This is a genomic window from Streptomyces sp. ML-6 (assembly GCF_030116705.1).
In the GTDB taxonomy this organism is placed as follows: Bacteria; Actinomycetota; Actinomycetes; order Streptomycetales; family Streptomycetaceae; genus Streptomyces.
The window spans coordinates 2,403,409-2,426,325 of the sequence record NZ_JAOTIK010000001.1; the positions used below are offsets into that span (position 1 = coordinate 2,403,409).

The window sequence follows — 22,917 nt, forward strand, 5'->3', positions numbered from 1 at the left end:
ACGGCGCACGCCTTGATCGAATGCTGTGATCGTGTCACGGACCGGTGCGGGATCCAGGACGTTCCTGGTGCGGATGCGGTCCCTGCGGCCATACTTCTGGCCGGGCGACGGCTCCCGGACCGGGCGGGCCGGGCCACGTCGAGGACCGAGGGGGAGGTCAGGTGACACACCCGCCGACCGCGCGCACCGCGCCGGAGGAGACACGGGTGCAACCACCCGTCCCCGTGCCCGCCCCCGGCCCGGAGCGGCGCACCCCGTGGTCCGCGACGACCGACCGGATGCGGGCCGCCGCCACGACCGAGCCGGGCAGGCTCCGGGTCATCGGGGCCGTACTGGCCCTGCTCGTCGTCGCGTTCGGGGGCGTGACGGCGCTGGAGGTCCAGGACCGGGCGGAGTCCGCCAACGACGTGGTGGAGCACAGCCAGCCGCTGAGCAGCCACGCGGCCGACATCTTCCAGTCCCTGGCCGCCGCCGACGCCGCGGTGACCGAGGGCTTCCTGGCCGGGAGGAAGGAACCCGCCGGTACCCGCAAGGAGTACGACGAGGCCATCGGCAGCACGTACAAGTCGCTGCAGGCCGCGGCGAGCGACACGAGCGCGTCGCAGGAGTCCAAGGACCGGATCGCCGAGCTCTACGAGGGACTCCCCCGGTACGTGCAACTGGTCGAGCGGGCCCGCGCCAACAACCGCCAGGGCTTCCCGCTGGGCGGCGCATACCTCCGTTACGCGAACGAGAAGATGACCGAGGACCTGCTGCCGGCCGCCGAGGACCTGTACGGGGCGGAGACCGAGCGGCTCGGCCGGGACCGCGACGACGCCCGGACCTGGCCGTTCCTCTCCACCGGGCTGGGCCTGGTGACCCTGGGCGCGCTGTACTGGGCGCAGCGCCGCGACTACCGCAGGACGAACCGGGTCTTCAACCGCGGCCTGCTCCTCGCGACCGCCGCGTCCACCGTCGTCCTGCTGTGGCTGGCCGTGGGGCACACGGTGGCCAGGGCCGAGCTGCGCGACGCCGACGTGCACGGGCAGCGGTCCCTCGACGTGCTCAACACCGCACGGATCGGCTCCCTGAAGGCCCGCGCCAACGAGAACCTCGCACTGGTCGCCCGGGGCTCGGTCCTCACCCCGGAGGGCAAGGACAAGTACGAGACCGGTTTCACCACCGAGATGAAAGAACTCCGTCAGCAGCTGGAGAAGGCCGAAAAGCTTGCCGAGGACACGACGGGGAAAAGCCCGGTGAAGGGGGCGCTCGCCGCCACCGAGGAATGGCAGCGGAGCCACGACGCCGCTCGCGAGAGCGAGAACAGCGGCCGCTACAAGGAAGCGCGGGAGAAGATCAGCCAGTCGAAGAAGTCGTCGTACAAGCGGGTGGGCCTCGAGCTGGGGGACGCGCGCGAGAACGAGGAGGGGCAGTTCCTGGCGGCCGCGAGGAGCGGGCGCGGGGCCCTGTCGCCACTGCCGTTCGGGGCCGCCCTGCTCGCCCTGCTGGGGGCGGGTGCCGCGATCGCCGGTGTCAACCGCAGGGTCTCGGAGTACCGGTGAGAGGGGGCGCGATGACCAGGAAACGCACGACGGGCAACGCCGTCGGCAGGCTGCGCGGCTGGGGCGGTGTGACGGGCATGGCCGCGGCCTGCGCGGTGACGGCCTCGTTCACGCTGCTGCCGCTCCTCCTCGGCGGTCCCGGCGCGGCCGCCGACGCCTCCGCCGGTGTCCCCGGGACGACGGCGACGACGCACGTGACGCAGGCCCGGGCCGCCGACTGCACGACGGACCCGTGGGCGAGCGTCTCCCCGGCCGACGCCGCCGACGACAAGGTCGGGGAGATCCGGGCCCGCGGCCAACTGATCGTGGGCGTCGACCAGAACAGCCTCTTCTGGGCCTCCCGCGACCCGGAGAGCGAAGAGAACGAGATCGTGGGCTTCGACATCGATCTGGCCAGGGCCATCGCCGCGGACCTCCTGCCCGACGTGGCCGAGGAGGAGAGGGTGGTCTTCCGGGTCATCTCCACCGCCGACCGGGAGAAGATGCTGGAGAGCGGCGACATCGACCTCGTGGTCCGGACGATGTCGATCAACTGCGAGAAGAACGTCTCCTTCTCCCACCCCTACTTCGAGGCCGCCCAGCAGATCATCGCCGCGAAGGACACCAAGGGGATCGACGGACTCGACTCCCTGACCGGCAAGCGGGTGTGCACCGCCGACGGCTCCAGCGCCCGCACGGCGGTGCGGGCGAAGGTGGCGGAGAAGGACCAGGTCCACGTCCCCAACCAGCTGGACTGTCTGGCGCGGCTGCAGCTCGGCGAGGTCGACGCCGTGGTCACGGACGACACCCTCGCGGCCGCGCAGGTCGCCCAGGACCCGGCGATCGAGTTCAAGGGCGCCCCGTTCACCGAGGAGTACTACGGCGTGGCGGCCCGGAAGCAGGGCGCGAGCGACCTGGTGGCCCGCGTCAACCGGGTGCTGGCCGACTACAGCAGGGACGGCCGCTGGACGGACTCGTACAAGAAGTGGCTGAAGGAGAGGCTGCCCGGCAAGAAACCGCCCGTGAAGCCCGCGTCCGGCAGCAACTGACCGCACGGCCCGGTGCCGGGCGGCACGAGGGGGCAGACGTTATCGAGGAGGGCACCGGCGCCGGGGTTCCGGCCCGTGTGCGAAGCCGCGGCCCGGAACGACGGGGCGATGGTACTGAACCTGCCGGGCCCGTCCCGGCAGGAGGAGCGGAGAGGTGATCGATGGGCGTCGCGGGCCCCTTCCCCGACTACGCGGCCAGGCCCCCCGTCCCGGTCCTGGACCGGGACGAGGCGGACCGTGCGCTGGCCCGGCTCGGCGCGGAGCACGAGGCGATCGAGACCTCGCTCCTGGCCCTGCAGGACCATGCGGGCCGCCGGCTCCTGGAGGGCGCCGAACTGAGCGGTGTCACCAGGGAGCGCTGGATCTCCACCGAACAGGCGATCACCCTGCTGTGGGGGTACTTCGACGCGTACACGGGGGCGCTCTCCCGGGCCCGCGAGGTGCGGGCCCGCCGTCGCCACCCCAACCGGGACGACCTGGTGGCCCTCACCGATCTGCTGCGCGGCCAGAGCGTCACCGTCGCGCACGCGGCGGCCCGCCCCGATCCGTCGATCGCCGGCCCGGCCAGGCTCTCCGAGCGGTTCACGCTGGAGGAGCTGGTCGCCCGGATGAACGAGCTGTACGCCCGTTCGCTGGACATGGTCGTCGCCTCCGACTCCGTGTGGTCCGCGCTGCCCGCCCGGATAGACCTGCTCGCCGCCGAGTTGCACCGCACCCGTTCGCTGGCGCACTCCGTGGGGGTGCGGCCCGGTGAGCATCCGGCGGGCGACGAGCTGGAGGCGATCACCCAGGAGCTGGCCACGCTCCGGGTGCAGGTGGTCTCCGACCCGCTCGCGTTCTGGCTGTCGGGGCCGGGCAGCGCGGCGCCCGGCGGCGGCCGTCCCGACACGGCGCGCTACGACCGGGCGGCCCGGGCCCTGGAGGACGTGCGCCGCGAGATCGAGGCGGTGCTCGCGGTCCGGCAGGACGCCGAGCAGCGGCTGGTCCAGCTGCGCGACGTCCTCTCCCGCGCGGACCGCACCCTGGCCGAGGCCCGGACGGCGCGCGGCGAAGTGCTGGCGAAGATCGCCGCCACCGAGGTGCCCGCGGTCAGCGGCCCGCCGACCGCGCTCCAGGAGCGGCTGGTCGCCGCGTCGGAGTACCGCAGGCGCGCCCAGTGGCACCGGCTCTCGCCGCTGCTGGAGACGCTGGAGCGCGAGGCCGAGGAGGAGTTGTTGCGGGCCCGGGAGTCGCTGACCGCGGTCACCGCCCCGCTGGCCGTGCGGGCGGAGCTGCGCGGCAGACTCGACGCGTACAAGGCGAAGGTGGCCCGGCACGGGCTGGCCGAGGACCCGCTGCTGATCGAGCGGTACGACGCGGCGCGCCGGATGCTGTGGAGCGCGCCGTGCGATCTGCGGGTGGCCGGGCAGGCGGTGCTGCGCTACCAGGAGGCGGCGGCCGAGCTGCTGTCCCAGGGCGGGACACCGGGATCGGAGGACCGGCGATGAACGCTGGTGTGCACAGGACGCAGGAGCCGTCGCGGCGGCGGGGCGAGCAGGGGGACCGACGATGAGTACGAAGTGCCAGCGCCCCGCGTGCGAGGGCAGTTACGAGGACATGGGCGGCGGTGAGCTGTACTGCGACACCTGCGGTCTGGCCCCGGTCGTCTCGCCCGACGGGATGGTGAGTTCGCCGGCCACCGGGATCACGCACGGTTCCGGTTCGCGGTCCTCGTCCGCGGCGTCCTCGCGGTCCTCCCGCTCGTCCCGTTCGTCGTCCTCGCGGCGTTCGGTGTCGGGGCGGCTCTCGCACGGGCTGTCCGGCAGCGGCACGTCCCCGTCGGTGTCGGTGCGCGCCTCCGGCGCGTCGTCGGGCGCGTCCTCCCGGGGCCGGCTGGGCGTGGGCCTGGTCGAGGTGCCGGACGTGCCGCGCCCCGACCCGCGCTCCGCGGTGATGGAGAACCCGGAGGTGCCGGAACGGAAGCGGTTCTGCTCGCGCTCCGACTGCGGGGCGCCGGTGGGCCGGTTCCGCGGCGACCGGGTGGGGCGTACGGAGGGGTTCTGCACCAAGTGCGGCCATCCGTACTCCTTCGTGCCCAAGCTCCGTGCGGGCGACATCGTGCACGGCCAGTACGAGGTGGCGGGCTGTCTGGCGCACGGCGGGCTCGGCTGGGTCTACCTCGCGGTGGACCGCGCGGTGTCCGACCGCTGGGTGGTGCTCAAGGGCCTGCTCGACACCGGTGACCAGGACGCCATGGAGGTCGCGATCTCCGAGCGCCGCTTCCTCGCCGAGATCGAGCACTCCAACATCGTCCGGATCTACAACTTCGTCGAGCACCTCGACCAGCGCACCGGTTCGCTCGACGGCTACATCGTGATGGAGTACGTCGGCGGCAAGTCGCTCAAGGACATCGCGAACGAGCGCCGCACCGCCGCCGGGAAGCGCGACCCGCTGCCGGTCGAGCAGGCGTGCGCGTACGGCATCGAGGCGCTGGAGGCGCTCGGCCACCTGCACAGCCGCAACCTGCTGTACTGCGACTTCAAGGTCGACAACGCGATCCAGACCGAGGACCAGCTGAAGCTGATCGACATGGGCGCGGTGCGCAGGATGGACGACGAGGAGTCGGCCATCTACGGCACGGTGGGGTACCAGGCGCCGGAGGTCGCGGAGGTCGGCCCGTCGGTCGCCTCCGACCTGTACACGGTCGCCCGGACGCTCGCGGTGCTCAGCTTCGACTTCCAGGGCTACACCAGTGTCTTCGTGGACTCGTTGCCGGAGCCGGAGAACATCGAGGTGTTCCGGACCTACGAGTCGTTCCACCGGCTGCTGGTGCGGGCCACCGACCCGGATCCGGCGCGGCGGTTCGCCTCGGCGGCGGAGATGGCGGAGCAGCTGACGGGTGTGCTGCGCGAGGTGGTGGCGTTGCAGTCGGGGCGCCCGCGCCCGGCGCTGTCGACGCTGTTCGGCACAGAAGTGCGGGTCACGGACACGCAGTTGTTCCCCGAGCAGACGGAAGACGTGTCGCGGCTCGGCGCCCGGCCCGCCGCCCTCGCGCGCTCCGGCCGGGGCGCGGCGCAGCTGCCGCCCGCCGGGCCGTCGGCCGGCGGCGCACCGGCCGCGATTCCGTCCCCCGGAACCCGGCTGCCGCGGCTCCCGGCGCGGCGCCGGCGCACACCCCGGACGGCTCCCTCACGGCCGGGCTCGACGTGCGGTCCGCCTCGCTGGCACTGCCCGTGCCCCGGGTCGACGCGAGCGACCCCAACGCGGGTTTCCTCGCCGGTCTGCTGGCCACCGCCCCCGCCGACCTGATCGGTGCGCTGCGGTCCGTGCCCGCGGCCTCGCTGGAGACCCGGCTGCGCGAACTGCGCGCCCGTCTGGAGCTGGGTGAACTCGACTCGGCGGGGCGGATGCTGGCGGAGCTGGAGAGACAGCACCCGGACGACTGGCGGGTCGTGTGGTACCGCGGCGTCACCTCGCTGGTGACCGGTGACCACGGGAACGCGGCGCTCTCCTTCGACGCGGTGTACGACGCGTTCCCCGGCGAGCCGGCGCCCAAGCTGGCGCTGGGGGTCTGTGCGGAGGTCCTGGGCCAGCTGGACAACGCCGCCGAGTACTACCGGCTGGTGTGGACGGCCGACCCGGGCTTCGTGAGCGCGGCGTTCGGCCTGGCGCGGGTGCGGCTCGCCGCCGGGAACCGGACCGGGGCCGTCGAGGCGCTGGAGTCCGTGCCGGAGGCGTCGATCCACTGCACGGCCGCCCGGGTCGCCGCGGTGCGCGCCCGGTTGCGCGGCCGGTCCCCGGACGAACCGCTGCTCGCCGACCTGACGGCCGCGGCGGACCAGGTGTCGGGGCTGGCCGGGCTCGGTCTGGACGCGATGCGCCGGGAGCAGTTGACGGTCGAGGTCCTGGGCACGGCGCTGGACTGGGTGCTCTCCGGCGGCCCCGCCGCCCGGGGGGCCGGGCCGGGGACACTGCTCGGCAGTGAACTGGACGAGCGCGGCCTGCGTTTCGGGCTGGAACGCTCGTACCGGATGCTCGCCCGGCTCGCGGAGCCCGGCGACGAGAGGATCGAACTGGTGGAACGGGCCAACCGTTTCCGCCCCCGGACGTGGGTGTGAAAATGTCGCAGAAGCCCCAGCCCCAGAAGCCCCAGGAGACGGCCCTGGCACCGTGCCCCGGCTGCACCGAGCCGGTGGAGCCGGGGGACCTGTTCTGCGGTGCGTGCGGGTACGACCTGTCGGCCGTCTCCGCCGCCCCGTCGGACCACCCGACGGTCGCCCTGGCCGTACCGGTGACGGAGAACGGTGCGGCGGACGGCGGTGCGCCGGGGAACGGTGCGGCCGGTGCGGCCAGTGCGTCCGGTGCGGGCACCCAGGAGGCCCCGGACGCCCCGGAGGCCCGTCCCGCCGGGTCCCCGGCCGATTCGGGCGACTTCGAGCTGGCCGCCCCCGCGCCCGCCCCGGTCGCCGGTGCGCCCGATCCCCGTACCGTCGTCGCGGGCCCGGTGCCCGCGCCGGCGGCCGGGGGCCGGCTGTGCGTGGCCTGCCGGGTCGGCGGGGTCGACGCCGACGGATACTGCGAGAACTGCGGCCACGCCCAGCCCCGCGAGCGCGACCACATGGAGCAGGAGCTCGGTTCGGTGGCCGCCGTCAGCGACCGGGGGCTCCGCCACCACCGCAACGAGGACTCGTTCGCGATCTCGACCACCGCCCTGCCCGACGGCTCGCCCGCCGTCGTCGCGATCGTCTGCGACGGCGTCTCGTCGGCCAGCCGCCCCGACGAGGCGTCGGCCGCCGCGGCGAGCGCCGCCAACGAGGCGCTCCTGGAGTCGCTGCCGCGCGGCGTCCACCCGCAGCAGGCGATGCACGAGGCGATCGTCGCGGCCGCCGAGGCGGTCAACGCCCTGGCCCAGCAGCCGGTTCGGGAGCAGGGGCAGCACCGCCACCAGAACGCCCCGGCGTGCACCCTGGTCGGCGCGGTCGTGGTGGGCGAGCTGCTGATCGTCGGCTGGATCGGCGACAGCCGCGCCTACTGGGTGCCGGACGACCGCTCCCACCGGGCGGCCCGGCTGACCGAGGACGACTCCTGGGCCGCGCAGATGGTGGCGGCCGGCCTGATGAACGAGGCCGAGGCGTACGCGGACGAGCGCGCCCACGCCATCACGGGGTGGCTCGGCGCCGACGCGTACGAACTGGAGCCGCACACCGCGGCGTTCAAGCCCGACCGGTCCGGCCTCGTGGTGGTGTGCACGGACGGCCTGTGGAACTACGCGGAGTCAGCCGACGAGATGTCCGCGGCGGTGCCGGCCGACGCGGGACGGCGTCCGCTGCACGGCGCCCAGGTGCTGGTCGGCCACGCCCTCGACGGCGGGGGCCACGACAACGTAACAGTGGCTCTGCTGCCGTTCGCCGTACGGCCCCGAGGGGCAGGATCGGCCTGCGACACCACATGAGCCCTGTTCCGTAACTCTTGATTCCGGTTCAACTCTTGATTTCGGTTCAACTCCTGACTCCGATTCCGCCCGTCCCTTGCCCCACCGACGTTTCCGCCCGTTTTCCCTCTCCCAGCCGTCCTCATCCGATGCCTGGAGTACCGAGGAGCCGAACAGATGGCCAACTTCTCCAAGTCGAACGTGCCGCAGTTCTCCGTCGAGGTGTACCAGAACGAATATCTGCCGGAGGGCGGTCGTGAGGTCAACGCGATCGTCACGGTGACCTCGACCGGGGGCGGCACCACCGGCGGGGTCCCGCTGTCCGGTGGCGCCATTCCGTCCCCGCGCGTTCCGGGGCAGCCCTCGGGCGCCGCCGTGGTGATCATGGTCGACTGCTCGGGGTCGATGGACTACCCGCCGACGAAGATGCGCAACGCCCGCGACGCGACGGCCGCGGCCATCGACACCCTGCGCGACGGCACCTCGTTCGCGGTGATCGGCGGGACGCACGTCGCCAAGGAGGTCTACCCGGGCAACGGGAGGCTCGCCGTGGCCGACGCGCGGACCCGGGAGCAGGCGAAGGGGGCGCTGCGCGCGCTCAGCGCCGGCGGCGGCACGGCGATCGGCACCTGGCTGAAGCTGGCCGACCGGCTGCTCGGCGCGGCCGACGTGGCCATCCGGCACGGCATCCTGCTCACCGACGGCCGCAACGAGCACGAGTCGCCGCAGGACCTGCGGGCCGCGCTCGACGCCTGCGCGGGCCGCTTCACCTGTGACGCCCGCGGGGTCGGCACCGACTGGGAGGTGAAAGAGGTCAAGTCCATCGCCTCCGCGCTGCTCGGCACGGCCGACATCGTCGCCGACCCGGCGGGGCTGGCCGCGGACTTCACGCAGATGATGGAGAACGCGATGGGCAAGGAGGTCGCGGACGTCGCGCTGCGCCTGTGGACGCCCGTCGGGGTCGAGATCCAGTTCGTGAAGCAGGTCGCACCGGCGGTCGTCGACCTGACCGACCGGCGCACCGAGGCGGGCCCCCGCGCCGGGGACTACCCCACGGGTTCCTGGGGCGACGAGTCCCGCGACTACCACGTGTGCGTACGGGTGCCCCAGGCCGGGATCGGACAGGAGATGCTGGCCTCCCGGGTCTCGCTGGTCCTTCCCGACCCGTCGGGCGGGGTGCCGCAGACGCTCTCCCAGGGCCTGGTCCGGGCGGTGTGGACCGAGGACATGGCGGCGTCCACCTCGATCAATCCGCAGGTCGCGCACTACACGGGCCAGGCGGAACTGGCCCAGGTCATCCAGCAGGGACTCGACGCCCGCAAGTCGGGCGACTACGACGGCGCGACGGCGAAACTCGGCCGCGCGGTGCAGCTGGCGTCGGCCTCCGGCAACGAGGACACTGCGAAACTGCTTTCGAAGGTGGTGGACGTCGTGGACGCCGCGACCGGTACTGTGCGACTGAAGGCAAAGGTCGCGGATGCCGACGAGATGACCCTCGAAACGCGCTCGACCAAGACCGTCCGCGTCAAGAAGTAGGCGCGGGGACAACCGCACAGCCATACGACCGAGCCGCCCGGCCGGAGCGATCCGCCGGGTGGCTAAGAGCAAGGAATACGCCGGCCCCGGGGCCGGCCAAGGAGAGGGGGAAGCGCCGACATGCCGACCTGCCCGAACGGACACCAGTCGGGTTCCGACGACTGGTGCGAGGTCTGCGGCCACCGCATGACCGGCGCGCCCTCCGGCGCGCCCGCGGGCGCGGTGCCCCCGCCGCCGCCTCCGCCGCCCGCCCCCGGTTACGGCTTCCCTCCCCCGGGGTCCGGTTCCGACGCGACCCAGCAGGCGGAGCTCTGCCCGCAGTGCCGCACGCCCCGTGAGGCGATGGCGCCGTTCTGCGAGGAGTGCCGCTGGAACTTCCTCACGAACACCGCGACGTCGTACACGCCGCTGGCCCCGCAGGGCGTCACCGGCCCGCCGCCGGGTCTCAACCTGCCGCCCGGCTTCCAGGCGCAGCAGCCGCCCGGGCCCCCGCAGCAGCACGATCCGTTCCCGGGTTCGCGGCCCTCGCAGATGAACCGTCCGGCCGAGCCGCTGTCCGAGCAGAGCGGTCCCCCCGGTGCCCCGGCGCCGGGCCCGGGTCCGCAGTCGTCCCCGCCGCCCGGCCCCGGTCCGCAGTCGCCGTCCCCGGCGGGCCCCGGCCCCCAGTCGTCCCCGCCGCCTCCGGGCCCCGGTCCGCAGTCGCCCCTGCCTCCGCAGCCGTTCCAGCAGCAGGGTCCGCCGCCTCCGCCGCCCTTCCAGCAGGGCCCGCCGCCCCCGCCGTTCCAGCAGTCCTCGCCGTCGTTCCAGCAGCAGTCGGCGCCGCCCGGCTTCGACCGGCCCGGTCCGTCGGCCCCTCCGGTGCCCGCCCCGCCGCAGACGCCGGAGAAGAGCGACGACGACTGGATGCTGTCGCCGCCGTCCCGGCCCCAGGGCCCGCAGCAGCCGCCCGCGCCGCAGCAGGAGCAGTCGCCGTTCCCGGGCGCCGACCAGGACCGGCCGTCCGCGAGCTGGACCGCGGTCATCGCCCCGGACCGTGAGTACTTCCTGGCGATGATGCAGCGCAGCGGCCCCGAGGCGAGCGGGCTGAACCTGCCCGCGTACTCCCCGGAGCAGCAGCTTCCGCTGTCCGGCAAACAGGTCACCGTGGGCCGCCGCCGGCACAGCACCGGCGAGTCCCCCGACATCGACCTGTCCGTGCCGCCGGAGGACCCGGGCGTCTCGCACCAGCACGCGGTGCTGGTGCAGCAGCCCGACGGCGGCTGGGCCGTGGTCGACCAGAACTCCACCAACGGCACCACGCTCAACGGCGCCGAGGACCCGATCCAGCCCTATGTCCCCGTCCCGCTCAAGGACGGCGACCGGGTGCACATCGGGGCGTGGACGACGATCACGATCCGCCGGGACTGATCCGTCCCGCCGGTCCCGGGGACCGGTCCCGTCGCACGTCGGGGCCGGTCCCGTCATGAGGCATGAGGTGGGGGCCGGCCCCCGTCACGCGGTGGGCAGGGGCCAGGCGTACGGTCCTTCGGGGTCGTCCAGCCAGGCCCACTGCCGCCCGTGCTCGACCGTGATGCCGAACCTCTCCCGCCCGGGGTGCCGCTCGCGCTCCCAGAGGGAGAGGGCCTCACGCGGGTCGAGGGTGTCCCCGGTCAGCGCCAGCAGGAACCGGAAGAGGTCGTTCCCTCCGACGTGCCTGGGCACCGTGCCGGTGCGCGGGCGCCGGTCCGGGGCCGTTGCCGCGCCGCGCAGCGGTACGAAGTAGGCGGCCGTGTGCAGGAACCGGCCCTCGGCACATCTGCCGTGCCCGGTCTCCCGCACCCGCAGCGCGATCAGCCCGGTGGCGAACGGGGCCAGGATCCGGGCGCCCGGCACGCACTGCTCCAGCCACGCCCCCGGCACGCACGGCAGGGTGCAGGTCGCGATGATCCGGTCGTACGGGCCGCGCCCGGGGCAGCCCCGGGCGCCGTCCCCGGTGATCACCGCCGGGTGGTGTCCGGCGGCGGCCAGGTGCCGGCGGGCCGACTCGGTGATCTCCGGGTCGAGGTCGACGGTGGTCACGGCGTCGTCGCCGAGCCGGTGGGCGAGCAGGGCCGCGTTGTAGCCGCTGCCCGCGCCGATCTCCAGGACCCGCTGCCCCTCGCGCACGTCCAGTTCCTCCAGCATCCGGGCCATCAGTGAGGGCTGGCTGCTCGACGAGATCAGTGCGCCGTCCCGGATGCGGGTGGCCAGCGGCCCGTCCTCGTACGCCCCGCGCAGCCAGCGGGCCCGCCGGTCCGGGTCGGGGTCCTCGCACCACAGACGTTCCCGGCCGCCGTCGACGAAGTAGTACGGCACGAACAGGTGCCTGGGCACCTGCTCGAACGCGTCCCGCCAGGCCGGGTCCGTCAGCGCCCCGCCGGCCACGATCGCGCGCACCATCGCCCGCCGCTCCTCGGCGGCGGCCGCGGCGAACGGGTCGGGGCGCACGTCCATACCTCCACCTTCCTGCGCCGGGGCCCCGGGGGCCAGGAGCCCGGGCCCGGGGCGTCCCGCCGGGAACGGGCCGAACCGGGCCGGACGGAGAAGCGAACCGGACCGGACCGGGGGCGGACAGGGCAGGGCCGTACCGGGGAGCGGCCCTGACGGTCCTAGGCCCCCGGTACTCGGCCGGTGCGTCTGCGACGATGGACGGGTGACAGAGATTCCGCGCGACACTCTTCAGGAGCAGACCTTCTACGAGCAGGTCGGTGGCGAGGCGACCTTCCGGCGCCTCGTACACCTCTTCTACCGGGGGGTGGCCGAGGACCCGCTGCTCCGGCCGATGTACCCGGAGGAGGACCTGGGGCCGGCCGAGGACCGGTTCGCGCTGTTCCTGATGCAGTACTGGGGCGGTCCCCGCACCTACAACGAGCGGCGCGGCCACCCCCGGCTGCGGATGCGGCACTTCCCCTTCCGGGTGGACCGGGCGGCGCACGACGCCTGGCTGGGCCACATGCGGGTGGCGCTCGACGAGCTCGCGCTGGCGCCGGAGCACGACCGGAAGCTGTGGGACTACCTGACCTACGCCGCCGCCTCGATGGTGAACACCGAGGGCTGAGCGCTCCCCCGGCCGCCGTCCCGCCCCTCTTCACCAGCATCATGTGCGCATTTCGGTCGTCCTTCACCGATTAACGATCACAATCGCATCAAGTACGTATGCAAGCGGTTTCCAAGAGCACGCAGACCTTGAAAGCATGCACGGAACGCCGGGGGGCGTGAGTGGCATGAGGGCCCAAGGGGGCGCGTGTGACGGGGTTAGTCTTTCTTCGGGTGAGGGCTCATCGGCTGCTGCTCACTGCGGCCGTTCTCGCCGTACTGCTGACCACTTCGGTGCTGGCCGCGCTCACCGCCTTCTCCGGCTCCGTCGGTGACGCCTCGATCCGGCACGCGCTCACCCACCGGTCGGCGACCGCCGCCTCCCTGGTGATGTCCGCGCAGGTGCCGTCCGAGCGGCGGGACGCGGCCGACGCACTGGCCCGACGCACGGCCCGCGACACCTTTCCCGGCCTTCCGGTGACCGTCCGGACGCTGGAGGCGTCGGGGTCGTACTCACTGCCGCGGACCACCGGCGGCCGGGGCGACGAGCCCGATCTCACCCACCTCGCCTCGCTCGACCGCAGCCGGATCCGGGTCGTCGCGGGCCGCCCGCCCGCCGTCGGCGCCGGGAAGCCCGGCGTGCCCGTCGAGATCGCCCTGCCGCGCGCCGCCGCCGAGGCGCTGAGGCTGAAGCCCGGTTCGTCGCTCACCCTCACCGACCGGGTGACCGAGAAGCCGCTGCGGGTCCTGGTCACCGGCACGTACGAGGCCGTCGACCGGACCGATCCGTACTGGCAGCTGGACGAGCTCGGCGGGCGCGGCGTCCGCCGGGTCTCCTTCACGACGTACGGCCCGCTGCTCGCCGACCCCGCCGTCCTCGCTGCCGGGCGGACGAGCCCCGGCCGGCTGGCATGGCTGGCCACCGCCGACTTCCGCACCGTCACCGCCGGGCGCACGGACGCCCTGCACGAGGCGGCGACGGCGGCCCCGAAGAAGCTCCTGGCCGACCCGGCGTTCAAGAGCGGCGCCACCGCGCGGACCTCGCTCCCCCGGGTGCTGGAACAGATCGACCAGGCCCTGCTGGTCTCCCGCTCCACGCTGATGATCGTCGCCGTGCAGCTGGTGATGCTCGCCGGTTACGCGCTGCTGCTGGTGGCCCGGCTGCTGAGCAGCGAGCGCGCCGGGGAGACCCGGCTGCTGCGGGCCCGGGGCGCCTCGCGCGGCCGGATCACCGCACTCGCCGCGATCGAGGCGCTGCTGCTGGCGCTGCCCGCCGTGCTCGTCGCCCCGCTGCTCGCCGGGCCGCTGACCCGGCTGCTCGCGGACCGGGGGGCGTTGTCCCGGATCGGGCTGCGGCTGGACACCGGTCTCACCGGCACCGTCTGGCTGGTCGCCGGTGTCACCGCGCTCACCTGCGCGGTGGCCGTGGTGGCGCCCGTGCTCGCGGCCGGGGCCCAGGAGCGCCGCGGCGGTCGTCCCGCCGCGCTGCCCGGTCCGCTGCGGGCGGGCGCCGACATCGGCCTGCTGGTGATCGCGGCGGTGGCGTACTGGCAGCTGAACAGCCGGAGCACGGAATCCGGCGGCGGTGCGCTGAGCGGGGACCGGCAGGGGAACCTCGGCATCGATCCGCTGCTGGTCGCCGCCCCCGCGCTGATGCTGCTCGCGGGCACCTTGCTGACGCTGCGGCTGCTGCCGCCCGTGGCCCGGCTCGCCGAGCGCCGGGCGGCGGGCGGCCGGGGACTGACCGCGGCCCTGGCCGGCTGGCAGTTCAGCCGCCGCCCGATGCGCAACGCCGGACCCGTGCTGCTGCTGGTCCTCGCCTCGGCGATGGGCATGCTGGCGATCGGGCAGCGCGCGTCCTGGGACCGTTCGCAGGACGAGCAGGCGGACTTCCGGGCGGGCGCCTCGCTACGCGTGACGACCGGTGCCGTCGACGATCCGGCGAGGGCCGGCACGTACGCCCGGCTGCCGGGGGTGCGGGAGGCGGCGCCCGCGTTCCGCACGACCGCGGAGCTCTCCGGCGAGCGCACCGCCGAGGTCCTCGTCCTGGACACCGCGCACGCCGACGAGCGCCTGCTGATCCGCGACGACCTGGGCGACCGGCCCCGGGAGCGGCTGTTCGACCCGCTCGACGCGCCGCGGCCCGTCCGGGTGGGGCTGCCGCTGCCGAAGAACAGCGAGCAGGTCCGGTTCGGCATACGGATCGCGGCGAGCGGGACGTCCGGCCGCCCGGCGACGAAGGACGCGCCGCTGCTGTCCGTGCTGCTGGAGGACCGTTACGGCCTGCCCTACCGGGTGTCGGCCGGGGCCGTGCCCGCGGACGGCAAGCCGCATCCGGTGGTCTTCGCGGTGGCGGCCGGGGGCGACTTCACCGTGAGCGGGTTCGAACTGGGCAGCAACCAGCTGCCCGAGGCGGACCGTTCGTACCGGGTGGAGATCGGCCCGCTGCGGACCGTGACGGCCGACGGCACCGAGCGGCCGGTCCCGGTCCCCGACGGCCTCCGCTGGAACGCCGCGCTGGGCTACGCCTTCGCCGGGGAGGAGACGGACGAGACAGCGGTGGAGGCGACGGCCTCCGCGCGCACCCCGCTGTCCTTCCGCTACGACCTCATGGGGTCCTACGACGCGTGGGGCGCGCCCGCCTACTCCGTACGGGCCACCGCGCCCCGCCCGAAGGCACCCGTGCCGAACGCCCTCGTCACCGACGCGTACCTGAAGGCCACCGGGGCGAAGAAGGGCCAGCACGTCGACGTCACCCTGGCCGGCGAGAAGGTCCGGGTGCGGATCGCGGACGTGGTGCGGCGGCTGCCGACCACGGGCCCCGGCTCCGGCCCGGACGACTCCGGCCGGGTCCCGGAGCGGGACGGCGGGGCGATGCTGCTGGACCTCGGGGCCGTGAGCCGGGTCCTCGCCCTGCGCCCGGCCGCCGCGTTCACCGCCGACGAGTGGTGGCTGAGCACCGCCCCGGGCGGGGCCGGCGAGGTCGCCGCCGCGCTGCGGGCCCGGCCCGACACCGACCCGGCCCAGGTCCTGGTGCGCGACGAGATCGCGCGGGACCTGGTCGGCGACCCGCTGGGGGCCGGGCCGCAGTCCGCACTGCCCGCCGTGGCGGTGGTCGCCGCGGCCCTGGCCGCGGTCGGTTTCGCGGTGAACGCGATCGGTGCGCAGCGGGAGCGGACCGGCGAGTTCGCCGTCCTGCGGGCGCTGGGCGCCCCGCGCCGCAGGCTGACCAGGATGATCGCCGCCGAACAGGGGGTGCTGATCGCCATCGCGCTGCTGGTCGGGGCCGTGCTCGGGACCGTGCTCAACCGGGCCGTCGTGCCGCTCGTCGTGCTGACCGGCCAGGCCACCGCACCGGTGCCCGACGTGCTGGTGCAGCTGCCCGCCGGACAGATCGCGGCACTGCTGGCGGGTGTCGCCGCACTGCCGCTGGTGGTCGTCGTGGCGCTCGCCGTGCGCCGCTCCGATCCCTCGACCTCGCTGCGTACCCAGGGGGACGACTGACATGACCACTCGTTCCGTCCGGGGCGGCACCGCCGCCCCCTGCGCCCCCTGGGTCCGTACCCGGCTGCGCACCGCGCCCGGCACCGCCTGGGCGCTGGCGCTGCTGGTGCTGGTCACGTCGTTCCTCGCGGCCCTCTTCCCGCGTGCGGTGGAGCGCCAGGGGAGCGACGGGCTGCGCCACGACATCGCCGCCGCCGACCCCGGGTACAGCGCCCTGGAGCTGATCAGCCCGCTGCCCAGCCTCCAGATGATCCAGTCCGAGCGCGAGGCCACGGTGCGCGGCGCGGCGCTGCAAACCGTCCGCGAGAAGACCCGCGACGCGCTGCCCGCCGAGGTGCGGCCCGGTGCCGAGGAGTCCTCGTACGGCTTCGGCACCAGCAAGTCGACGCCCGCGCAGGAGACCTGGCTGCCCCGGCCCGACGGGCTCGACCCGCAGCTGGACTACACCACCCTGTCGGACCTCCCCCGCCACGCCGCACTGCGCTCCGGGGCCTGGCCCACCGTGCGCGGCACGGTCACCGAGGAAACCGACGAGGTGGAGGGCGTGATCACCGAGGAGACGGCGAAGGCGCTGGGGGCGAAGCCCGGCTCGACGCTCTCCGTACCGACCCGGGCCGGGGAGCACCTGACCGTACGGATCACCGGCGTCATCACCCCCAGGGAGCCCCGGAGCACCTACTGGTCGGTCGATCCGCTGTTGCGGACCCCGGCCCTGGTGCCCGAGCCGACCCCGTTCCCACCCCCGCTGACCCCGCCCCGCCACTACTGGACCGCGACCGTGCTGCTCGCGCCGGACGCCGGGCCCGCCCTGCTCGGCTCGACCGGCGAGGCGGAGATGTTCTGGCGGTTCGCGCCGGACGCCTCCGGGCTGACCGCCGCCGACGTGCCGGGGGTGCGCTCGGCGCTCGCCTCGCTGGAGGGCGGCCCGGAACTGGTGCGGCTGCGGACGGTGGCCGGTGACAACGCGACCTTCCGGACCGAACTGGACCGGATCCTCACCGGGTACGAAACGCTGCGCACCGCGATCGAGCCGGTGGTCAGGGTGGCCGCCGTGGGCGTCGGGGCGGTCGCCGCCGTGGTGCTGCTGATGACGGCCGGGCTGATCGGCGGGCGGCGCCGGGAGGAGCTGGCGCTGCTGCGGGCGCGCGGCGGTTCGCTGGCCGGGATGGGCGGGCGGCTGCTCGCCGAGACGGCGGTGGTCGTGGTGCCCGCGGCGGCGCTGGGGCTGCTGGCCGCGCTGCCGTTCTTCGGACCGGCCCGGCTGTGGCCCTCGGTGGCCGGACCGGCCTTCGTCGCCGCGCTGGTCTGCGTCGCGGTGCCGGTGGGGGCGGTGTTGCCGCATCGCCGGCTGCGGCTGCCCGACACCCGTGACGACCTGATGGGCGCCCGCCCGTCCCGGCTGCGTACGGTCGCCGAGCTCACCGCGCTGGTGCTGGCGGTGGGGGCGGTGGCCGGGCTACGGCGGCGCGGCACGGCGGACGGCGGCGGCGACCTGCTGGTCAGCGCGGCCCCGGTGCTTGTCGGGCTGATCGCGGCGCTGGTCCTGGTGCGGCTGCTGCCGTGGCCGCTGCGGCTGGCCTCGCGGGCCGTCTCCCGGCGGCGCGGGGCGGTCGGCTTCCTGTCGCTGGCCCGGGCCGGCCGGAGTTCGGCGGCCGGTGCGCTGCCGCTGCTCGCACTGCTGCTGGCGCTGACCACGGCGGCGTTCGGCGGTTCGGTCCTCGCCGGGGTCTCGGACGCCCGGGACCGGGCTGCGGTGCTCGCGGTCGGCGCGGACGCCCGGATCAGCGGGCTGCTCGACACGGCGCCGCTCCCGCCCCGCCTGGTCCGGGAGGTCCGGGAGACGGACGGCGTACGGCAGGTGGCCGCGGTGCAGGTGGTGACCGAGGTGCCGCTGCCGCCCGCCGCGGACGGCTCCGGCAGCATGCAGAACACGGTGGTGCTGGGCGTCGACCCCGACACGTACGCCGGGCTGGCCCGTGCGACGGACCTGGGGCCGTTCCCGGCCGACCGGCTGCGGGCGGGCAGGGGCGAGGCCGGGAGCGTGGTCGTACCGGTGCTCGCCTCGCCGGCCACCGCCGCGGAACTGGGCGACGGGCCGCGCGACCTGACCACCCCGGCCGGGGACCTCAGGGTGCAAGTGGTCGGGACCGTGCCGCGTACCGCCGCCGTCCCCGGCCACGAGTTCCTGCTCGTCGACTCCGCGGCGCTCACCCGGAAGCTGACCACCACCCTGCTGGTGACCGGCGACCCGGACCCGAAGGCGCTGCGGGACGCCGTCCGGCCGGGGGGCAAGACCGTCTCCGTACGGCTGCGCGCCGAGGAGCGGGCGACGTTCGTCGACACCCCGATGCAGCGGGGTGCGCGCGGGATCTACGCGGCGGCGGTCGCGGTCGGGGCGGGCTACGCCCTGCTGGCCGTCCTGCTGTCGCTGCTGCGCACCGCACCGGAACGCATCGCCCTGCTGGCCCGGCTGCGGACCATGGGGCTCACCTCCCGGCAGGGCAGGCGGCTGCTGGGGCTGGAATCGCTGCCGCAGGCCCTGCCCGCAGCCCTCGGCGGGGTGCTGGTCGGCTGGGCGGCGATCACGCTGCTGGCCCCGGGCGTCGACCTCGTGGGGCTGGCGCTCTTCGACGGGCCGGGCGCCACCGTGCCGGACACCGCCCGGCTGCGGCCCGACCCGGGGTCGCTGGTGCTTCCGGCGCTCGGCGTGGTCGTCCTCACCGCCGCGATGGCCGCCGTCCAGGCGTGGTGGGCGGGCCGCCGCGGATCGATCACCGAACTCAGGGCAGGAGACCCCCGATGACGTCACCGTCGACCGGCACCACCCTCGCCGAGCTCGAACAGCGGGCCACCGCCCACCGGGACCGGCCCTCCTACGGGCACGACGCGCTGATCGCCTGCGACCGGCTGGTCCGCATCTTCTCCGCGGACGGGGTGGAGGTGCAGGCCCTCCAGGGCCTCGATCTCCTGGTCACCGAGGGCGAGTTGATGGCCCTGGTCGGCGCTTCCGGCAGCGGCAAGTCGACCCTGATGAACATCCTGGCGGGCCTCGACGTGCCGACGGCCGGGTCGGCGAAGGTGGCCGGTCGCGACCTGCTGTCGATGGGACAGAAGGAACGGCTCCGCTACCGCCGGGAGGTCGTCGGCTTCGTCTGGCAGCAGACCGCCCGCAACCTGCTCCCGTACCTCACCGCCATCCAGAACGTCACCCTGCCGATGCAGCTGCGCGGCCGGGGCCAGAACGCCGAACGGACCGCCCGCGCCGAGTCGCTGCTCCGGATCCTGGACATCGCGGACTGCCGCGACCGGCGCCCGCAGCAGCTCTCCGGCGGCCAGCAGCAGCGGGTGGCGATCGCGGTGGCGCTCGCCAACAACCCGTCGGTGCTGCTCGCCGACGAACCGACGGGCGAGCTCGACTCGGCCACGGGGGAGCAGATCTTCGCCGCGTTCCGCCGCGCCAACGAGGAGCTCGGCACCACGATCGTGATCGTCACCCACGACCAGGCGGTGGCGTCCGAGGTCCGCCGCACGGTCGCCATCCGCGACGGCCGTACGTCCTCCGAGGTGTTGCGCCGCACCGAGGTGGACGCGGCGACGGGCCAGGAGTCCCAGGTGGCCCGGGAGTACGCGATGCTCGACCGCGCGGGCCGGCTGCAACTGCCCGCCGACTACACGGAGGCGCTCGGCATGGAGCACCGGGTGATGCTGGAGCTGGAGCAGGACCACATCGGAATCTGGCCGGACGACCAGCCGCGCCCGTGACGGAGGGGCCGGGGCCTGCCCCGGCCGGCTCGGCTTCTGCCAGGGACCTGCCCGGCCGGCTGCCACCGGGGGCTTCTGCCGGAGGGCTTCCCCGGGAGGCTGCCACCGGGGGCGGCCCCGATCACCTGCGGCGCCGCCCCGGCGCCCGCCCTTCTCGGGCCCTCAGCCCGCGCCCACCGTCACCGCGAGGGCGCCGAGGCCGCTTCCCGGGCCGCGCAGGGCGATCGAGCCGAACGGGGTGCGCAGTCGCAGCCAGGAGCCGACGGCGAGCAGGGCGACCGGGAAGTCCGGTGCCGCGCGCAGGAAGCCCAGCGACTGGGCGGCGTGCACGGCACGCAGCGGGAGGGCCGTGTCGCTGACCGTGCGGGACCAGATCTCCCGGCCGATCCGGTCCCGTTCCGCCCGGGTGCGGCGTTCCTCGGGCAGTGCCTCGTCGCGGCTGCGGAACTCGGCCACGGCGGCGGTGACGGCGCCGCGCAGGGCCGGCGGTCCCGGCAGTCCCGGCTGTTCCCGCCAGCCGCCGCGCGGCGGGAGCACGCCCGTCCACGGCGGCCCGGTGACGGGGGCCGGGATCGCGCCCGCACCGGTGGACTCCTCCAGGGATTCGAGGAGCTCACCGGCGGACACGGTGACGTCGAACTCGTCCGGGACGGCGAGCCGCGCCGCCCGGATCGCCAGGACCTCGAACGACGGCGGCCTGCCGAACACGGCCAGCGCCCCGCCGCCCGCCTGCAGCCGCACCGCGGCGGCCCGGTCGTAGTGGAGCAGCCGGCCGAGGAAGGCCGCGAGATCCGCGGCCTCCCCCGGGTCGGCGAATTCCAGCGACCGTACGGGCACCGTCGTCATACCGCAGCGGGCTCCTCGGCCATGTACTGCTCGAGGAAGAGCCGCTCCTCCTCGGAGATCCGGCGGGGCCGCGCCCGGGCCAGGTCGTAGGGCACGACGATGGTCGAGGCCCGTACGTACACCTCGTCCGGGTCCTTGATCTCGTACGCGATCGTCAGCGACGCCGCGCCGATCTTCGTGACCCACGACTCGATGGTCACCGGCGTGTGCCGGTGGACCAGCGGCCGTATGTAGTCGATCTCGTGCCGGGCCACGACGGACCCGCCCGAGAAGGACGGCGAGCCGTCCCCCGGCGCCAGCCGGAACATGAAGTCGATGCGCGCCTCCTCCAGGTAGCGGAGGAAGACCACGTTGTTCACGTGGCCGAAGGCATCCATGTCCGACCAGCGCAGCGGGCAGCTGTAGATGTGACGAGCCAAGACGATCAGCCTCGCGTGAGCTTCTTGTACGTGGCACGGTGCGGACGGGCCGCGTCCGCGCCGAGGCGGTCGACCTTGTTCTTCTCGTACGACTCGAAGTTGCCCTCGAACCAGTACCACTTGGAGTCGCCCTCGTACGCCAGGATGTGCGTGGCGACCCGGTCCAGGAACCAGCGGTCGTGGGAGATGACCACCGCGGCGCCCGGGAACTCCAGGAGGGCGTTCTCCAGCGAGGACAGGGTCTCGACGTCGAGGTCGTTGGTGGGCTCGTCGAGGAGCAGCAGGTTGCCGCCCTCCTTGAGCGTCAGCGCCAGGTTGAGGCGGTTGCGCTCACCACCGGACAGGACACCGGCCGGCTTCTGCTGGTCCGGGCCCTTGAAGCCGAACGCGGAGACGTACGCCCGCGAGGGCATCTCGACCTGGCCGACGTTGATGTAGTCCAGCTCGTCCGAGACGACGGCCCAGAGGGTCTTCTTCGGGTCGATGTTGGCGCGGGACTGGTCGACGTAGGAGATCTTGACCGTCTCACCGATCTTGACCGAGCCGCTGTCGGGGGTCTCCAGGCCCTGGAGCATCTTGAACAGCGTGGTCTTGCCCGCGCCGTTCGGGCCGATGACGCCGACGATGCCGTTGCGCGGCAGCGTGAACGACAGGTCGTCGATGAGGACCTTGTCGCCGAAGGCCTTCGAGAGGTTCTCGACCTCGACGACGATGGAACCCAGACGCGGGCCCGGCGGGATCTGGATCTCCTCGAAGTCCAGCTTCCGCATCTTGTCCGCCTCGGCCGCCATCTCCTCGTAACGGGCGAGACGGGCCTTGGACTTGGTCTGCCGGCCCTTGGCGTTGGAGCGGACCCACTCCAGCTCTTCCTTGAGCCGCTTGGCGCGCTTCTCGTCCTTGCGGCCCTCGACCTTGAGGCGGGCGGCCTTCTTGTCGAGGTACGTGGAGTAGTTGCCCTCGTAGGCGATGGCGCGGCCGCGGTCGAGTTCGAGGATCCACTCGGCGACGTTGTTCAGGAAGTACCGGTCGTGCGTGACGGCGATGACACAACCCGCGTACTTCGAGAGGTGCTGCTCCAGCCAGTTCACCGACTCGGCGTCGAGGTGGTTGGTGGGCTCGTCGAGGAGCAGCAGGTCCGGGGCCTCGATGAGGAGCTTGCAGAGCGCCACGCGGCGCTTCTCGCCACCGGAGAGGTTGACGACCGGCCAGTCGCCGGGCGGGCAGCCCAGCGCGTCCATGGCCTGCTCCAGCTGGGCGTCCAGGTCCCACGCGTTGGCGTGGTCCAGGACCTCCTGGAGCTTGCCCATCTCGTCCATGAGCTCGTCGGAGTAGTCGGTCGCCATGAGCTCGGCGACCTCGTTGAAGCGCTTGAGCTTGCCCATGATCTCGGCGGCGCCGTCCTGCACGTTCTCCAGGACGGTCTTCGTCTCGTCGAGCTGCGGCTCCTGCATGAGGATGCCGACGGTGAAGCCGGGCGACAGGAACGCGTCGCCGTTGGACGGCTGCTCCAGGCCCGCCATGATCTTCAGCACCGTGGACTTGCCGGCGCCGTTGGGGCCCACGACACCGATCTTCGCGCCGGGCAGGAAGTTCAGGTTGACGTCATCGAGGATCACCTTGTCGCCGTGCGCTTTGCGCGTCTTGCGCATGGTGTAGATGTACTCAGCCAAGAGAAACCGTCCGGCAGCAATAGAGGCGTGGGCAGATACACCCATCTTGCCTGACGTCGGCACCCGGACGGAAACCAGTACGGCCTCCGGCTCGTGGAGATCCCGTACGGCCCCGGCCCGGAGCCCCGCACCGGGGCCGAGCCGGGG

At 74.0% G+C, this 22,917-nt stretch carries 14 protein-coding genes and 1 pseudogene; 11 read left to right on the forward strand and 4 right to left on the reverse strand.

The annotated features are described in order from the left end of the window. Window positions 1–161: 161 nt before the first annotated feature. The 7 genes and pseudogenes from OCT49_RS10460 to OCT49_RS10490 all read left to right on the forward strand — a co-directional run bounded on the left by OCT49_RS10460 (window position 162) and on the right by OCT49_RS10490 (window position 10,922). Window positions 162–1,541 (forward strand): GlnX family signal transduction membrane protein, encoded by a 1,380-nt coding sequence (locus OCT49_RS10460; protein WP_502963354.1) that lies wholly within the window; start codon window positions 162–164, stop codon window positions 1,539–1,541. A gap of 11 nt (window positions 1,542–1,552) precedes the next feature. Further along, window positions 1,553–2,569: a glutamate ABC transporter substrate-binding protein gene (locus tag OCT49_RS10465; protein ID WP_283851610.1), complete on the forward strand. Its 1,017-nt coding sequence runs from the start codon at window positions 1,553–1,555 to the stop codon at window positions 2,567–2,569. A gap of 161 nt (window positions 2,570–2,730) precedes the next feature. Further along, window positions 2,731–4,056, forward strand: a complete 1,326-nt coding sequence (locus OCT49_RS10470; protein WP_283851611.1) for a hypothetical protein — start codon at window positions 2,731–2,733, stop codon at window positions 4,054–4,056. Window positions 4,057–4,117: 61 nt separating this feature from the next. After that, window positions 4,118–6,666, forward strand: a pseudogene (locus tag OCT49_RS10475) (serine/threonine-protein kinase). A 2-nt stretch (window positions 6,667–6,668) separates the two neighbouring features. Next, window positions 6,669–8,000, forward strand: coding sequence for a protein phosphatase 2C domain-containing protein (locus OCT49_RS10480; protein ID WP_283851612.1), 1,332 nt, complete (start codon window positions 6,669–6,671; stop codon window positions 7,998–8,000). Between the two features lie 156 nt (window positions 8,001–8,156). Then, on the forward strand, window positions 8,157–9,515 hold the full coding sequence (locus tag OCT49_RS10485; protein ID WP_283851613.1) for a vWA domain-containing protein: 1,359 nt from the start codon (window positions 8,157–8,159) through the stop codon (window positions 9,513–9,515). Window positions 9,516–9,635: 120 nt separating this feature from the next. Then, entirely contained in the window at window positions 9,636–10,922 is a 1,287-nt protein-coding gene (locus tag OCT49_RS10490; RefSeq protein ID WP_283851614.1) for an FHA domain-containing protein, read from the forward strand. 84 nt (window positions 10,923–11,006) lie between these two features. On the opposite strand, the gene OCT49_RS10495 is transcribed toward OCT49_RS10490, so the two are convergent. After that, window positions 11,007–11,987 (reverse strand): methyltransferase domain-containing protein, encoded by a 981-nt coding sequence (locus tag OCT49_RS10495; protein ID WP_283851615.1) that lies wholly within the window; start codon window positions 11,985–11,987, stop codon window positions 11,007–11,009. Window positions 11,988–12,186: 199 nt separating this feature from the next. Here OCT49_RS10495 and OCT49_RS10500 point away from each other — a divergent pair, with 199 nt between their 5' ends. From OCT49_RS10500 to OCT49_RS10515, 4 genes are all read left to right on the forward strand, one after another. Further along, a complete protein-coding gene (locus tag OCT49_RS10500; RefSeq protein WP_283851616.1) occupies window positions 12,187–12,591 on the forward strand; it encodes a globin in 405 nt (134 codons plus the stop codon). A 188-nt stretch (window positions 12,592–12,779) separates the two neighbouring features. Continuing rightward, window positions 12,780–16,073, forward strand: coding sequence for an FtsX-like permease family protein (locus OCT49_RS10505; RefSeq protein ID WP_283851617.1), 3,294 nt, complete (start codon window positions 12,780–12,782; stop codon window positions 16,071–16,073). 1 nt (window position 16,074) lies between these two features. Then, a complete protein-coding gene (locus OCT49_RS10510; RefSeq protein WP_283851618.1) occupies window positions 16,075–18,876 on the forward strand; it encodes an FtsX-like permease family protein in 2,802 nt (933 codons plus the stop codon). After that, the gene (locus tag OCT49_RS10515; protein WP_283851619.1) at window positions 18,873–19,835 is read left to right on the forward strand and encodes an ATP-binding cassette domain-containing protein; all 963 of its coding nucleotides are present in this window, start codon (window positions 18,873–18,875) and stop codon (window positions 19,833–19,835) included. Before OCT49_RS10510 ends, OCT49_RS10515 begins: the two co-directional genes overlap by 4 nt. A gap of 162 nt (window positions 19,836–19,997) precedes the next feature. Here the strand turns inward: OCT49_RS10515 and OCT49_RS10520 are convergent, their stop codons facing one another. The 3 genes from OCT49_RS10520 to ettA are packed head-to-tail and all read right to left on the reverse strand — an operon-like array spanning window position 19,998 to window position 22,770. Then, a complete protein-coding gene (locus OCT49_RS10520) occupies window positions 19,998–20,681 on the reverse strand; it encodes a DUF8010 domain-containing protein (RefSeq protein ID WP_283851620.1) in 684 nt (227 codons plus the stop codon). After that, window positions 20,678–21,100, reverse strand: coding sequence for an acyl-CoA thioesterase (locus tag OCT49_RS10525; RefSeq protein WP_283851621.1), 423 nt, complete (start codon window positions 21,098–21,100; stop codon window positions 20,678–20,680). The genes OCT49_RS10520 and OCT49_RS10525 overlap by 4 nt, the downstream gene beginning before the upstream one ends. A gap of 5 nt (window positions 21,101–21,105) precedes the next feature. Beyond that, window positions 21,106–22,770 carry an energy-dependent translational throttle protein EttA gene (gene ettA / locus OCT49_RS10530; protein WP_283851622.1) on the reverse strand — a complete coding sequence of 555 codons (1,665 nt, stop codon included), beginning with the start codon at window positions 22,768–22,770 and terminating at the stop codon, window positions 21,106–21,108. Between the last annotated feature and the right edge of the window lie 147 nt (window positions 22,771–22,917).

Bases quoted from the DNA above. Each gene is read 5' to 3' on its own strand.
- OCT49_RS10465 (WP_283851610.1), top strand. From the start codon at position 1,553: ATGACCAGGAAACGCACGACGGGCAACGCCGTCGGCAGGCTGCGCGGC.
- OCT49_RS10470 (WP_283851611.1), top strand. From the start codon at position 2,731: ATGGGCGTCGCGGGCCCCTTCCCCGACTACGCGGCCAGGCCCCCCGTC.
- OCT49_RS10490 (WP_283851614.1), top strand. From the start codon at position 9,636: ATGCCGACCTGCCCGAACGGACACCAGTCGGGTTCCGACGACTGGTGC.
- OCT49_RS10510 (WP_283851618.1), top strand. From the start codon at position 16,075: ATGACCACTCGTTCCGTCCGGGGCGGCACCGCCGCCCCCTGCGCCCCC.
- OCT49_RS10480 (WP_283851612.1), top strand. From the start codon at position 6,669: ATGTCGCAGAAGCCCCAGCCCCAGAAGCCCCAGGAGACGGCCCTGGCA.
- OCT49_RS10485 (WP_283851613.1), top strand. From the start codon at position 8,157: ATGGCCAACTTCTCCAAGTCGAACGTGCCGCAGTTCTCCGTCGAGGTG.
- OCT49_RS10495 (WP_283851615.1), bottom strand. From the start codon at position 11,987: ATGGACGTGCGCCCCGACCCGTTCGCCGCGGCCGCCGCCGAGGAGCGG.
- OCT49_RS10515 (WP_283851619.1), top strand. From the start codon at position 18,873: ATGACGTCACCGTCGACCGGCACCACCCTCGCCGAGCTCGAACAGCGG.
- OCT49_RS10520 (WP_283851620.1), bottom strand. From the start codon at position 20,681: ATGACGACGGTGCCCGTACGGTCGCTGGAATTCGCCGACCCGGGGGAG.